We start from the raw sequence: 14,731 nt of genomic DNA on the forward strand, positions 1-14,731 counted from the left end.
CTATGGGACAATATAACTTTGATCAAATTTTAGATAGAACGCACACGAAATCTTTAAAATATGATTTTGCTGTTAAGCGCGGTAAACCAGCTGATGTGTTACCATTCTGGGTAGCGGATATGGATTTTGAAATTCCCCCTGAATTAAAGCAAATTTTATTGGACCGCGTAAACCATGGCGTATTTGGTTATACCGAATCTGATGATGAGTATTTCGATGTGTTAAAGAATTGGTTTACTACACGTTTTAATTGGACTCCAGAACAAAAATGGCTTGTTAAAACGCCTGGTATCGTATTTGCTTTGGCGATGGCGGTTCGAGCTTTCACCAAGGAGGGGGAAGGTGTGCTCATCAACCAACCGGTGTACTACCCATTTAGCATGGTTATTGATGACAACAATCGGCGTCTTATCAATGTGCCACTCATCAAAGGCGACGAAAAATACACTATCGATTTTGAAGGCATCGAGCGCGCAATCATTGAGGAAAATGTTACATTATTCCTCTTGTGTAATCCGCATAATCCAGTAGGGCGCGTGTGGACTGAAGACGAGTTAAAACGCCTCGGCGATATTTGTATTAAATACAATGTGCTCATCGTGAGCGATGAAATTCATGCAGATTTTGTATGGAAAGGGCATACGCACAAGGTATTTGCGGACCTTGGTGAAAGCTATGCAGAACACTGTGTTGTATGTACAGCACCTAGTAAGACCTTCAACATTGCAGGCTTACAAGTAAGTAATATTTTCATTCCCAATGATTCCTTACGCCGCCGTTTTATCAAAGAAATAGATCGTGCTGGTTATAGCCAGTTGAATACGATGGGGATCGTTGGCTGTGAAGGAGCCTACAAAGTGGGGGCTCCTTGGCTTGATGAATTGAAAGAATATATTCAAGATAATATTCAATTTACCATCGACTATATAGCAAAATATATGCCAAAGATTCATGTATATCGTCCTGAAGGGACATATCTCATGTGGCTAGATTGCTCTCAATTGTCGCTGAGCCCTAAAGAGCGAGACGAATGGATCATCAATGATGCCAAGCTATGGCTCGATACGGGTTCTATGTTTGGCATCGATGGGGAGGACTTTGAACGCATTAATGTTGCTTGTCCTCGTAAAATATTAGAAGAAGGGCTCGAATCTTGGCGCCGTGCCTATGAGGCTAAGGGCTTTTAATTAGATTAGGTTATCAAATTGTAGAATATGTAGAGGTGACATTATGCCTATTAAAGTAATAAAAAATTTACCGGCCATTACGAAATTAGCTCAAGAGAATATTTTCGTTATGGATACTGAACGGGCGGAGAATCAACAGATCCGACCTTTGCAAATTTTGCTAGTCAATTTGATGCCTACTAAAGAAGTGACGGAGACACAAATTTTGCGTGCTCTCAGTAATAGCCCATTGCAAGTTAATTTAACATTGTTACATACTGCATCTCGTAAGGCTAAAAATACAGATGAACAATATTTAGAAACCTTCTACCGCACCTTTGATGAGGTAAAAGACCAGTTCTTTGATGGTATGATTATTACCGGTGCTCCTGTAGAGTTAATGCCTTTTGAAGAGGTAGACTATTGGTCTGAACTCGTAGAAATCATGAACTGGGGCGAAGAACATGTATATTCGACCTTCTATATATGTTGGGGAGCTCAAGCTGGTTTATATCATCACTTTGGTATTAACAAATCTATTATGGATGAGAAATTATTCGGTGTTTACGAACATGATATTTATAATGATCGACCAGTACTCATGCGTGGATTTGATGAAAAGTTTTGGATGCCACATTCTCGTCACACCACAGTTTCGTTGCAACAAATTAAGGAAAATCGTGACTTGGAACTTTTGGCTGGGTCTGAACCAACAGGTGCTGCTATCGTTCGTAGCTTAGATAATAAACATATCTTTGTATTTGGTCATGCCGAATACGATTGGGACACACTTAACCGTGAGTACGTGCGGGATATCAAAAAAGGTATGGATATTGCAGTTCCTGAAAACTACTTCCCAGATAATGATCCGAAACAACGTCCCATCGTGCGCTGGCGCTCTGTAAGTACACTTTTATTTACAAACTGGTTAAACTACTATGTATACCAAGAAACACCGTACATTATTGAACAAATCCAAAAAATGAAATTTGAACGGGATAAAAATTTAGGCGCTTACATCTAAATGTAAGTACTTATTTCTAATCTATTGATAGTACTATGTACCCCTAATTACTTCTAACATCTCTCAAGGGAGCTAGTTCTTTGGAAGTAATTAGGGGATTTTATTTCTCATAAATGACTTAGTTCGCTTTAGCGGTTTTGGTAAAAGCTTTTATCCTCCTTTGTCCACCATAGTTTAAAGTTATGGAGAAAAGAATATAAAAAATAGTAGACATATTTTTTAAAACATAGTACTATACTAGGCATAAAGAACGAACTTAAAATATAGTTAATATAAAGGAGTTATTATAATGAGTAAACAATACAGATTTGAAACATTACAATTACATGCTGGTCATACCGTGGATCCAACAGGTTCTCGTGCAGTACCGATTTATCAAACTACATCTTTCGTATTTAAAGATGCTGAGGAAGCCGCAGGTCGTTTTGCATTGACTAATCCTGGTGGTATTTACTCTCGCCTTGGCAATCCTACTACAGATGTATTAGATGCTCGAGTGGCAGAACTTGAAGGCGGTGCTGCTGGTATTGCAGTAGCATCTGGTTCTGCAGCGGTTACGTACTCTATTTTAAATGTAGCAGATGCTGGTGATAATATTGTTGCTGCATCCACATTGTATGGTGGTACTTATAATTTGTTTACTGCTACATTGCCTCGTTTGGGGATTCAAACTAAATTCGTAAATCCGGATCATTTGGAAGAATTTGAAGCAGCTATCGATGAAAAGACTAAAGCCGTTTATATCGAATCTATTGGTAACCCTGGTATTAATCTTATCGATGTACAAGCCATAGCTGATATTGCACATAAACACAATATCATCTTGATTGTAGACAATACATTTGCATCTCCATACTTATTCCGTCCATTAGAACATGGTGCTGACGTAGTTGTACACTCTGCTACTAAATACCTTGGTGGTCACGGTACAACATTGGCTGGCGTAGTTGTAGAATCTGGTAAATTCGACTATAAAGGTTCTGGTAAATACCCTGGCTTCTCCGAAGGTGACGAACACTACAATGGATTAGTATTTGGTAATTTGCCAATCCCATTCACTGTAAAAATTCGTGCTCAATTACTTCGTGATACTGGTGCATGCATTACTCCACTTGCAGCATGGCAAATCTTACAAGGTATTGAAACATTGTCCTTGCGCGTAGAACGTCACGTAGAAAATGCTCGTAAAGTAGTAGATTTCTTGAGCAAACATCCTAAGGTAGCATGGGTAAGCTATCCAGAATTAGAAGATAGCAAATACAAAGCATTAGCTGATAAATACTTCCCTAAAGGTGTTGGTGCAGTATTCACATTCGGTGTAAAAGGTGGTAAAGAAGCAGGTATTAAACTTGTTGACTCCTTGGAAATCTTCTCCAACCTTGCCAACGTAGCAGATGCTAAATCTCTTGTTATCCATCCTGCATCCACAACACATGCACAACTTAACGAAGAACAACAAAAATCTGCTGGCGTAACACCAGATATGATCCGTGTATCCATCGGCCTTGAAAATATCGATGATATCATCGAAGACTTGGCACAAGCTTTAGATAAAGCATAATTTTCGTACCTCTTGTTTGGAAAACTATAGATCAAACCTTTAAAACTTACAAATGACATCCTTAAGCTGAACTTTGCTTAAGAAATAGAACACATAACTATCAAACCTATAAAACTTATACAAAAGGCCTCCCGCAGGGAGGCTTTTTCGTTATTAGTGTGTTGTTGTCTTTATAAGAATGAAATGTTGTGTAGGTGTAATATAATCTTGATAGAATGGGCATAAAAAGACCTTGGATTTAATGATCCAAGGTCTTTAAGGGAGTATAGTGTGTGTAACGTTTGGTCTGTGGTGTGTGAGCACAGACCGTTTTCCTATTGTGTGAGATAGGATTTAGGGAGTCCGTGGTTAGTGTTACGGGCTCTCTGAGAGTGTGTTAGAGAGTGTATCCAAAGGATACAGTGTGTATAGTATGTGTGTTATATGTGTAGTGTGTCATCTAAGTGGGTTAGGATAGGGTTTCACTTGATGAAATGAAAATCTTAGTATTTTGTGTTTTTAACTTTAGCGCTAATAACTTTACCGGATGTAGCGTCTACTTTTACTTCAGCATTTTTACCGCCGCCAGTTGTCATATCGAATTCATATACAACTCTGCCGTTTTCACGTTCAACGGTCCAATCCATAGTTTGGAAATCAGAACCAACTTTTTCCATAGCTTTTGTTTCAGCTACTTCAGGAATGATGATGTTTTGAACGTTAATTGTTTTAGAAGCTTTGGAGTAACCTTTTACTTCTTTACCAACGATTTGACCAGATGCTTCGTCTACTTTAAGCTCTACTTCACGGTTGCCATAATAACCTTCTACTTCATAGTAAGGATTGTGTTTTGCATCATAGGAAATAGATTTTACAGTAGCGCCAGGGAATTGTTGTTGGAATACTGTAACAGCGCCCATATAGTCAACAGAATAGTTAGCTTGTGCGGATGGAGCAACGCTACCAACACCGTTCCAGTTGCTATGGTTGTTGTAACCATGGTTGCTAGCTGCACCAACTACACCTGCTAATAATACTGTACTAACGCCAAATGCACATAGTACTTTGGATACTTTCTTAACATTTTTCATAAGCAATGCCTCCTGATACCAAATTATAATTTTCGTTTAGTTACGATTTTGTGAAAGTAGATTTTACTCAATCTACTTACGTATAATTTAATATTGTTATATGAAAGATAAATGAAGTTTAGTAGTTTTTGTATGAAGATGAGTATATCTTTTAGTTATTATGAACTATTGATAATAACTATTAGCTATAGTCAAATTTAAAAAGTACTAAAAACATAGTATATATAGTATTAGACTATATAGTAAACTAAAAGTCAATCACTATAGTTGACAATTAAAAATACAAGTGCTTTAATTTAGATAGTTAGTAGTTTGTTTCCGTGTTATCTTGGACTTTTATTCTCCATTGATAGCACAAATTCCTGCTTAGGTCTGTTATGAATGGAGGTATACCATGAGCTCTACTGTATCAAAACAAACTCGCATTACCACCCGTCAGTTAACGATGACAGCACTCTTTGTGGCGCTAATCGCGGTTGGTGCTTTTATACGGGTCCCATTACCGAATTGTCCGTTTACATTGCAAATCTTATTTACTACATTAGCGGGCATTGTTTTAGGTAGTCGTTTAGGTGCCGCTAGTGTTGGCATTTATATTGTACTAGGTCTTGTTGGGGTTCCTATTTTTACATCTGGTGGTGGTCCTAGTTATATTTTGCAACCTACCTTTGGTTATTTAATTGGTTTTATGGTTGGTGCGTATGCAGTAGGACGCATTGCAGAGACAATGGATACACTATCGTTTAAACGTTTGCTAGCCGGATCCATATTAAATCTATTTATTGTATATGGTCTTGGCATGGTGTACCTATACTTTATTATGAATCTGTATTTAGGTAAGCCGATTGGTGTGGAAGCTGTCATTATTACTTGCTTCCTAATCCCAGTTGGCCCAGATATTTTCTTGTGCGCTGTAGCAGCATCTCTCGGCAAGAGAATTATTAAAGAATTACAGCACTAATAGGACGTTTTAATAACTATTATAATTAGAATAACTAGAATAACTATTATAAGGCGTCAATCTGTTGTAGATTCATATAGACATTGAATTATGAAATATACGTTATTTTATTTAACAGAATCATTCCTATTAAAAACGAGGCGTTAAGCCTCGTTTTTTATGTAATTCTTAAGGGTATACATAGCCTAAAATAGGTTCTGCAGATTTGATTTTTGTAATCTCTACATATGGTTGTTTACGACCGTGGAAGTCTCGGGTAGAAACCTTTCCTTCAATCGATACCCATTGTTCATTTTGTAAGCTATCACCATCTGTTTTATAGGCTGTCATGCCAATAGGGGCAACGTCAGCAATACAACAAGCCATAGCCATACGAGAAATAGTAAATTCGTTAGATTTTAATGTATTATCTTCGCGGTTCACATAGCCTGTCATATAAACTGTGTAGTCTTTATATTGATCAGCATTAGATCCAACTTTTACAATGGTTTGATAGAAATTGTCTGAGTTCAAAACGATTTCTTTTTTGTCCTTGGAAATTCCTGGCTCTTTGCTTTCACTGTTAACAGTGACAACCTCTCCAATAGCATCGTTTGTAAAGTCAAAATTGTTAGTATCATCGTTTACACGAGTGGCACCATGAACGCCTGTTGAGGGTACAAGAACGGGAGGAACGATGAGCAACATAATAGGAATAATAATCGGAACGATAGATTTCCAGTTATGCTTGTAGTATTTTGACGGTGCCCAAATAATCGTCGCTAGACCACCTAAAATAAGGGCAACGCCACTAATACCTAGTAAAAGTTCATAACGCGGTGCAATATAGTTCAAATAACGACCTGTCACAATGAGGTAAATACAACAGATACCTAAGATGAGATACAATAGACCTTTCACGATAGAAAAGCGATCTTTCAGTCCTAATGTCATGAAATCATCTCCTTTTAATTAATTAAGAACTGAGATAATGATTATAAAAATTTGTAAATTAGCTAAGAAAGAATTTGAATACTAATGCTGCCATATAGGACATAACGGCAATCGTTATGCTTAATCGTATGATAAATGAGGTAGGCATATATTGCTTTAATATATATACGTTTTTGATATCTAGCATCGGACCTAAGATGAGAAAGCCCATTACGGAGCTAATAGGAAATAAGGTGCTCAAGGATTTACCGATGATGGCATCTGATGTAGAGCAGACTGAAAAGAAGAATGCTAACATCAGCAAAATTGGAATGGCTGTAAATTCTGGCAAGGTTAATCCTGCGTTGAGAAGCCAAGGCTTGCCATACACTTGAACTATAGATAGTACAGTTGCCGCCATGGAAAAATAGAATAAGAGTTGAGAAAACTCTCGTTCCATATGGACTAACAATCTTTTTTTTTCGATATGTTTAGTTTTAGTTGTTTCTAAAACGATTTCTTCGTAGCTAAGATTCTGTGGTGTTCTTGCTTTCAAAATAGATGTGGCTGGAGGCCAAAATCGGAACGATAGGGCTACTAACAAGGCAACACCTAGTCCTAAAACGATACGCCATACGGAGAGCATGGGATTGTCAGGAAACGCATACCATGTAGAAAGAATGGTGATAGGGTTGATAATCGGGCTAGCGAGCATAAATAAAAGAGCTACTGATAAAGGGATGCCTCGATCTATTAGCGCCTTGAATAAGGGGATGATGGCACAGTCACAAATTGGCAAGGCAAAGCCACTGACCATAGCAGCCCCATAGCTTTTCAAAGAATGGTCACCTAACAGTTTTAGTAATACTCGTTGTGGTACGAAATAGCGAATAATCGTTGAGCCTACCGTGCCTAATAAAAGGAATGGAATGGCCTCGATGATGAGGCCCGTGATTATGGCGAAGCATTGGTGAATGGAATAGGGGATGTCATGGCGAAAAGCTGTGACCAACAGTATATAGGTTGTAATACCAATAACTAATAGATTAGGAATGAGTCCCCATGTGGAATTCCGGCACAGTTGTTCTACTTTTTCTGGTGTAGGAGCTGTTATAATTTTAGCCTCTCCGTTGTAGGTACGTAGTAAAGCGTGATGTGTATTGGATTCTGTGATAATACAATCTGCACTATACAATTGACTCATTACATCATTACCTAAACCAGGGAGTATGGTTGAAACAAATTGATCGGTACAAATATACAATACCTTTTCTACTTGTAATAGGTGGCTTAATATATCGCTATATAGTAAGGCTTCTAGTTGATGAAAGCTTACCATGCCATTCCACTCAATCCATAGCTCTTTTGGCTGTAGTCGTTTTAAATAATCCCCGATTTTACAGGCTATCAATTCGTAAGACTTGATATCGCTAGGAACAATGGCACTGAGTTCATCCGCATTGAGTTGTAAGGGCTCTTTGATGAGAGGTTCACTGCCTTCTTCGGCGCTGATTATTGCGGTACCGCCTAGCTTTTTACGGTATTGTAATTGTTCGTTTATGAACGTGCTTTTACCGGATCCAATAAACCCTGTAACGATATAAACTGGTATCATGATTGACACACTTCGTTATGTACCATTGGTACATTAAAATCTGTGCCGATAACGACTAAACTATAGTCATTAGTTTCACTAGGTGAAAGCGAACAGTAATGAGTGCCGTATTGGAGTTCGTGAGGACCTTCCGTGGTTGGTACAATCCCTTTGGCACGAAGCACTGTATCAGGCATGCCTTCTAAAATGGTTTTCCATTGTGCAAGACTAAGGGTGCGCAAATCCTTAAAGGTATGACTCATAAATAAATGTTCATCGTGTAAGCAGTGATCATCATGACAATGATACAGGCGCTTGATGTAATCACGCAAACCAATGGTATCCCATGCTTCTTCATGAATTGGTGTATGTGGCGCGAGGTCGCGAATCATACGTTTTGTAATGCTTGTCTGTTGAATATCTTCTGTATGGCTCAAAAAAATCGCATCACTATGAGTGATTTGATCCTTGAAGAAAAGACCAAAATTTTTGATAAACATTGGTGCTTGCATAGCATCGACAGTCGTTATTGATGCGTGAATGTAAGCAGATTTTGCAATGTCCTCGTCGTTACAAGTATGGATGATTTCACTGAGCTTGCTAACACCTGATGGCTCGATGTAGATCATATCGATTTTGTAATTTTGCAGAATATCAAGTAGTGCTTGTTGGAAATTTCCTTGTAAGCTACAGCAAATACAGCCAGATGTTACTTCACGGACTGTGGCCCCTGTTTTTGCAAGATTAGCAGCATCGAGGCTAGTTTCACCAAAATCGTTTTCTATAATAAGAATTTTATCTTTCGATGTATGTTCTTTTAGTATATGTTGTAAGAATGTTGTTTTTCCAGAACCTAGAAATCCGGATATGATAACTATTGGAATCATATATACCTCCTGCGTAATGTAAACACAGTATACACCTATAGGATAACACAGAAAATACTCTATGGGGTATATGGAAACTAGCAAGTTTATCAGAGTTTAACAGCCTTCTCTGAAATTTATAGATTATATACTATATATGAGTATACTGGCACATGTAGTTGATATTCATAATTATTTATAAATAAAACGATGCATTCCATGTTGTTCATATATGAAAGAATACTCCTGTATGAATAAATATTTATTTATGTAGTTGAAAAATTTTTATGAAAAAAATCCCTCCTACAAGATAATTCAGTTGGAGAGATGGCTGAATTACTTGTAGGAGGGTTGGAGAGTCACTATTACATGGGTCTCGTAACTTGATGTGTTATTTGCTTATAGTATAACAAATTATACATCAAAAATATAGTAATTATTTATTTTATTGTAATTTTGCTAATAATGCTTTGAGGTACACATATACATTTTCAACAGAAGGTAAATGAACGCGTTCTGATGGTGTATGAGGACTTACGATAGTAGGCCCAAAGCTAATCATTTGTGTATTTGGCAATACGCCTTTTAACAAACCACATTCGAGACCTGCGTGAATAGCATTTACATTAGCTGGTGTATCGAACATTTCGTTATGCAAGGAAATCGCTTGTTCTTCCAATTTTGAGCCTTTGTCGTATTCCCATGCTGGATATCCACCTGTACGCTCTGCAGCTACGCCAAGTGCTTTTGCAAGAAGCATCATTTTTTTCGTTAAGAATTCAAGACTATTGCTATTGGAACTACGAATAGAAATGAGTATTTCAATGGTATGTTGATTTTCACGTACGATAGCAATATTATTAGATGTTTCTACAAGGTTTGGGATAGACTTACTTACAGAATGAACCCCATCTTGTGCAAGATAGATATATGTAATAAGTGCTTCTGTTGTGTCTTCTGCATATACTATTTCAGGAGTAGGAACATCTTCAACTACAAATGTAAGGCCTGGATCCTGTACGCTATATTCGTGTTGGTATTGTTTTTCTTGGTATGCGAGCAATGTTTTAATGGCTGCCACATCTTCAGAGCGTACGGATAGTACAGCTACTGCCTTAGACGGGATTGCATTATGTTTTACGCCACCTTCGAAAGACGCTAAGCTAATAGGATATTGTTGTTGAATATCATAGAGTACACGGGTTAGTACTTGGTTTGCATTAGCTCGTTGCTCGTTGATTTCGATGCCGGAGTGCCCCCCTTTAAGACCGGTTACTGTAATGGATAAGCCCGCATCATAGCCTGGTTGATTGTTATCGCGTAACAATGGAATTTTTACATGTACGTGGCAACCGCCAGCACAACTAACGGTGAAGTCATGTTCTACTTCTGTATCTAGGTTGAGTAAGTAGTCACCAGTTACTTGACCTTCTTTAATGGCAAAGGCACCATCCATACCAGTTTCTTCGTTGGTAGTGAATAATAATTGCATTGGTCCATGTTGTTGGCTTTCATCTTCAAGGAGAGCAAGCATCATAGCAGCACCCATGCCATTATCGGCACCTAATGTTGTATGGTCTGCGTGCATCCATTCGCCTTCGATGATATTAGCGATTGGATCTTTAGAGAAGTCGTGGTTAGAGTCATGGTCTTTAACACAAACCATATCAATATGACCTTGTAAAATGATGGATGGACGGTTTTCATAACCTGGAGATGCAGCTTTTTTGATAACTACATTAAAGATTTCGTCTTGATGAACTTCAAGACCTAAATTTTTAGCAAAGTTCACGATGTAATCGCTGATGCCTTTTTCATTGCCGGACTCACGAGGAATTTGGCTCATTTCTTTAAAAATTTCTAATACGCGTTTTGCTTGAACGATTGTTTCCATAATGGTACCTTTCATTCTCATGTAAAATAGACATATATGTATTATTGAAAGCTTTTAAAACAATATAAAATAAAATATTATAGCGTAATGGTCGCTTGTTTTACAGTCTAGACTAGGTCCTTTCATACATACGAACTATATAAATTATTATTGTATATATATAGTTATATCACAATAAAGATTATTAGGATAGCTTATGCTAGGTGCTAGCTATATAGGAATAATATTGTATAATGAGGGTATACGAATAACGAATAACAATTAACTAAATTTCTATAGATCTTAGAAGGTTGGTGAACCAATGCAACATGAAAGCCGCAATATTAGCATGCTTATGGATTTTTATGAGATGACTATGGCACATGGCTACTTTACAAAATTAAAAAATGTGGATCGCGTCGCATTTGATGTTTTCTTTAGACGTAATCCAGACAAGGGCGGTTTTGCTATTTTTGGTGGTCTCGAACAAATCGTTGAGTACATTTTAAATTTACACTTTGATGAAAGTGATATCTCTTATTTACGGAGTCAGGGTATTTTTAGTGAAGAATTTTTAGCATATCTAAAAGATTTCTCTTTCACCGGTGATGTATATGCCTTCCCAGAAGGTTCTATCATCTATCCTAATGAACCTGTAATTACAATTGTGGCGCCTCTCATAGATGCACAAATCGTAGAAACTGCAGTGCTTACTATGATGAACCATCAATCTCTTATCGCCACAAAAGCTAATCGCATCGTTCGCGCTGCGGATGGGCGTATTGTGGCTGACTTTGGTGCTCGTCGTGCACATAATGTAGACGCAGCCGTATACGGTGCAAGAGCCGCTTATATTGGTGGTGTTCAGTCCACTGCAACCGTTTTAGCAGGGCAACAATTTGGCATTCCTGTCAGCGGTACTATGGCGCATAGTTGGGTCATGTACTATGGCTCTGAATACGATGCTTTCAAAGCCTATGCTGAAGTGTATCCAGATAATGCAGTATTCCTTGTTGATACTTATGATGTGTTAAACTCTGGCGTGCCCAATGCTATTAAGGTAGCAAAGGATGTATTAGAGCCAATGGGGAAACGCTTAAAAGGAATTCGCCTAGATTCTGGTGACCTTGCGTATTTGGCGAAAAAAGCGCGGCGCATGCTAGATGATGCAGGCTTAGAAGATTGTAAAATTATGGCATCTAATAGTCTAGATGAGTATACAATCACATCTTTGCTCATACAAGGTGGCCCTATTGATATTTTTGGTGTAGGGGAACGCCTCATTACCTCTAAGAGTGACCCCGTATTTGGTGCGGTATATAAAATTGCTAGCATCGAGAAAGATGGTATGTGGGAACCTCGTATCAAGATTTCTGAAAGTGTAGAAAAAATTACTAATCCAGGTCTTAAAAAGGTATATCGTGTTTATAATGATAAAGGTCGTGCGATTGCAGATCTATTAACATTGTTGAGAGAGGTACCTGATACAGAGGAACCATATCGTTATATCGATCCTGAGCAACCTTGGCGTGAATTATATTTTGAAAATTGTACTTTTAAAGAGATGAAGCAGCTTATTATCAAGGATGGTAAATTAGTTGTGGACTTACCAACACTAGAGGAAATTCGAGCATATGTGCAAGATCAATTAGCTAATGAAATTTGGCCTGAAGAGCAACGCTTTGAAAATCCACATCGTCACTACCTTGATATGAGTCCTAGCTACTATCAATTGAAGATGGATTTATTGAACCGTATTTATCGGAAAAAGTAGGAGGGCCTATGTTAGAAAATCCACAAGCTACAAAGGATGCCCTCATTCAATGGATTCGAGATTATTTTGGTAAAAATGGTCCTAACTGTAGTGCTGTAGTTGGTATTTCAGGTGGTAAGGACTCGACTATCGTGGCAGCTCTTTGCAAAGAAGCTCTCGGTGCAGATCGCGTAGTTGGTGTTCTTATGCCAAATGGAGTGCAATCGGATATTGATGATGCTCAGGCAGTGGTAAATCATTTAGGAATTCCGCACATGACGGTCAATATTGGTGCTGCCTATGAGGCGCTAACTCATGCTATCGTTCAGGCTAAGGGGTATGATGTTGTAACGGGGAGAACCGATTTATCTAAAGATGCTGCCATTAATACCCCGCCTCGTCTCCGGATGGCAACTCTCTATGCAGTAGGACAAAATTTACCAAATGGTGCTCGTGTAGCAAATACTTGTAATGGATCTGAAGACTACGTAGGATACTCTACAAAATACGGAGATAGTGCAGGTGATTTTAGCCCTCTCGCACAACTCGTAGTAGAAGAAGTTCGTCAAATAGGAAAACTTCTTGATATTCCATTGCACCTAGTTGATAAGGTGCCAAGTGATGGTCTTAGTGGTCAGTCCGATGAGGATAAATTGGGATTTACCTATGCTATACTGGATCGTTATATCAGAACTGGTGAAATTGAAGATCAGCCAACAAAAGAGCGAATCGACTATCTGAATCGAATTAATAAACATAAATTAGAGTTGATGCCGTCATTTGACCCAAACCTTTAATTGATAGGGTGAAAATCTTGATTTATAGTGGAGGTAATATGGAGACAAAAATCGCTTTGATTGGTACTGGAGGAACTATTGCAGGAAAAGGTACTTCAAATACTGATTTAACAGGCTATACGGCAGGGGTGTTAGGACTTGACAAAATCTTAGCCTCCGTACCTGGTACAAAACCGTATGGTCCTTATACATATACTCAGTTTAGTAATATTGAAAGCTCCGATATTACCGTAAATCACTGGTTAGAACTTTCTAAGTTGGTGCAAAAATTGGTTAATCGAGATGATATCGGTGGTGTTGTTATTACTCATGGCACAGATAGCATGGAGGAGACGGCATATTTTCTGAATCTGACAGTTCATACAGACAAGCCAATTGTTATTACTGGATCTATGAGACCCGCAGGTGCTATTAGTGCAGACGGGCCAATTAATTTATTGCAAGCTATCCAAGTAGCGAGAACACCATCGTCTGTAGGTAAAGGTGTGATAGTCGTATTAAATGGCTACATTGATGGGGCAAGGGATGTATCTAAATGCAACACTACTAATGTAGCGACTTTTGATAGTCCATTAGTGGGGCATCTTGGTATTGTACAAGATGGTGTTGCCCACTATTATAAAGTGTCTACTCGACGTCATACTCAAGACTCTGTATTTGATGTGAGTAAATTGTCTGAGTTACCTCGTGTAGTTATAATGACCTGCTATGGTGGTATGGATGATATGGTGCCTATGAGTGTAGTTGCTACAAATCCTGACGGTTTAATTTTAACAGGTCTTGGTCATGGTACAATCCCACAAAACGTACGTCAAATCACACAGAATACAAAGTTTCCAACGGTACGTGCTTCTCGTACCGGTAGTGGTATGGTATCTGCAGTGCCACAAGATGCACTGGCAAACTATCTAGTATGTGATACTTTAAGTCCACAAAAAGCGCGTATTTTATTGATGCTAGGGCTTACAAAAACTAAAAATCTTAAAAAGTTACAACAATTCTTCCATGAATATTAAAGGCACATAATACTCATGGAACATATGAAACATAATAATTCTTTGAATCTAATAATTAATTTGAAAAATTTGAGAAAATATCTCAAATTTTAATTTGATATTCATTTTCAAAAATTATACTATATGTAACAGTTTTAT

At 38.0% G+C, this 14,731-nt stretch carries 12 protein-coding genes; 7 read left to right on the plus strand and 5 right to left on the minus strand.

What is annotated here, in order from left to right:
* The first annotated feature begins 2 nt into the window (after positions 1-2).
* From DWV85_RS06985 to DWV85_RS06995, 3 genes are all read left to right on the plus strand, one after another.
* Entirely contained in the window at positions 3-1,187 is a 1,185-nt protein-coding gene (locus DWV85_RS06985) for a MalY/PatB family protein (protein WP_123138406.1), read from the plus strand.
* Positions 1,188-1,230: 43 nt separating this feature from the next.
* Complete coding sequence (gene metA / locus DWV85_RS06990) at positions 1,231-2,190, plus strand: homoserine O-succinyltransferase (protein ID WP_004697897.1); 960 nt, start codon at positions 1,231-1,233, stop codon at positions 2,188-2,190.
* Positions 2,191-2,479: 289 nt separating this feature from the next.
* Complete coding sequence (locus DWV85_RS06995; RefSeq protein ID WP_123138407.1) at positions 2,480-3,751, plus strand: O-acetylhomoserine aminocarboxypropyltransferase/cysteine synthase family protein; 1,272 nt, start codon at positions 2,480-2,482, stop codon at positions 3,749-3,751.
* Between the two features lie 482 nt (positions 3,752-4,233).
* Here the strand turns inward: DWV85_RS06995 and DWV85_RS07000 are convergent, their stop codons facing one another.
* On the minus strand, positions 4,234-4,821 hold the full coding sequence (locus DWV85_RS07000; RefSeq protein ID WP_008602968.1) for a PepSY domain-containing protein: 588 nt from the start codon (positions 4,819-4,821) through the stop codon (positions 4,234-4,236).
* 394 nt (positions 4,822-5,215) lie between these two features.
* Between DWV85_RS07000 and DWV85_RS07005 the strand changes: the two genes are divergently transcribed.
* Positions 5,216-5,782 (plus strand): biotin transporter BioY, encoded by a 567-nt coding sequence (locus DWV85_RS07005; RefSeq protein ID WP_008602966.1) that lies wholly within the window; start codon positions 5,216-5,218, stop codon positions 5,780-5,782.
* A gap of 168 nt (positions 5,783-5,950) precedes the next feature.
* Here DWV85_RS07005 and DWV85_RS07010 read toward each other — a convergent pair whose 3' ends face one another.
* The 4 genes from DWV85_RS07010 to DWV85_RS07025 all read right to left on the minus strand — a co-directional run bounded on the left by DWV85_RS07010 (position 5,951) and on the right by DWV85_RS07025 (position 11,048).
* Complete coding sequence (locus DWV85_RS07010) at positions 5,951-6,715, minus strand: TIGR03943 family protein (protein WP_008715346.1); 765 nt, start codon at positions 6,713-6,715, stop codon at positions 5,951-5,953.
* A gap of 58 nt (positions 6,716-6,773) precedes the next feature.
* Positions 6,774-8,309: a permease gene (locus tag DWV85_RS07015; RefSeq protein ID WP_123138408.1), complete on the minus strand. Its 1,536-nt coding sequence runs from the start codon at positions 8,307-8,309 to the stop codon at positions 6,774-6,776.
* Positions 8,306-9,175 carry a GTP-binding protein gene (locus DWV85_RS07020; protein ID WP_008602960.1) on the minus strand — a complete coding sequence of 290 codons (870 nt, stop codon included), beginning with the start codon at positions 9,173-9,175 and terminating at the stop codon, positions 8,306-8,308. Before DWV85_RS07020 ends, DWV85_RS07015 begins: the two co-directional genes overlap by 4 nt.
* Positions 9,176-9,599: 424 nt before the next feature.
* Positions 9,600-11,048 (minus strand): aminoacyl-histidine dipeptidase, encoded by a 1,449-nt coding sequence (locus DWV85_RS07025; protein ID WP_118091038.1) that lies wholly within the window; start codon positions 11,046-11,048, stop codon positions 9,600-9,602.
* 301 nt (positions 11,049-11,349) lie between these two features.
* On the opposite strand from DWV85_RS07025, the gene DWV85_RS07030 reads away from it, so the two are divergent.
* The 3 genes from DWV85_RS07030 to DWV85_RS07040 are packed head-to-tail and all read left to right on the plus strand — an operon-like array spanning position 11,350 to position 14,593.
* Entirely contained in the window at positions 11,350-12,801 is a 1,452-nt protein-coding gene (locus tag DWV85_RS07030; RefSeq protein ID WP_118091037.1) for a nicotinate phosphoribosyltransferase, read from the plus strand.
* An 8-nt stretch (positions 12,802-12,809) separates the two neighbouring features.
* Positions 12,810-13,577, plus strand: a complete 768-nt coding sequence (gene nadE, locus DWV85_RS07035; RefSeq protein ID WP_123138409.1) for an NAD(+) synthase — start codon at positions 12,810-12,812, stop codon at positions 13,575-13,577.
* Positions 13,578-13,615: 38 nt separating this feature from the next.
* Positions 13,616-14,593, plus strand: a complete 978-nt coding sequence (locus tag DWV85_RS07040; RefSeq protein ID WP_123138410.1) for an asparaginase — start codon at positions 13,616-13,618, stop codon at positions 14,591-14,593.
* The last annotated feature ends 138 nt before the right edge of the window (positions 14,594-14,731 follow it).

This window comes from Veillonella sp. AF13-2, assembly GCF_003603295.1.
Classification (GTDB): Bacteria; Bacillota; Negativicutes; order Veillonellales; family Veillonellaceae; genus Veillonella; species Veillonella parvula_E.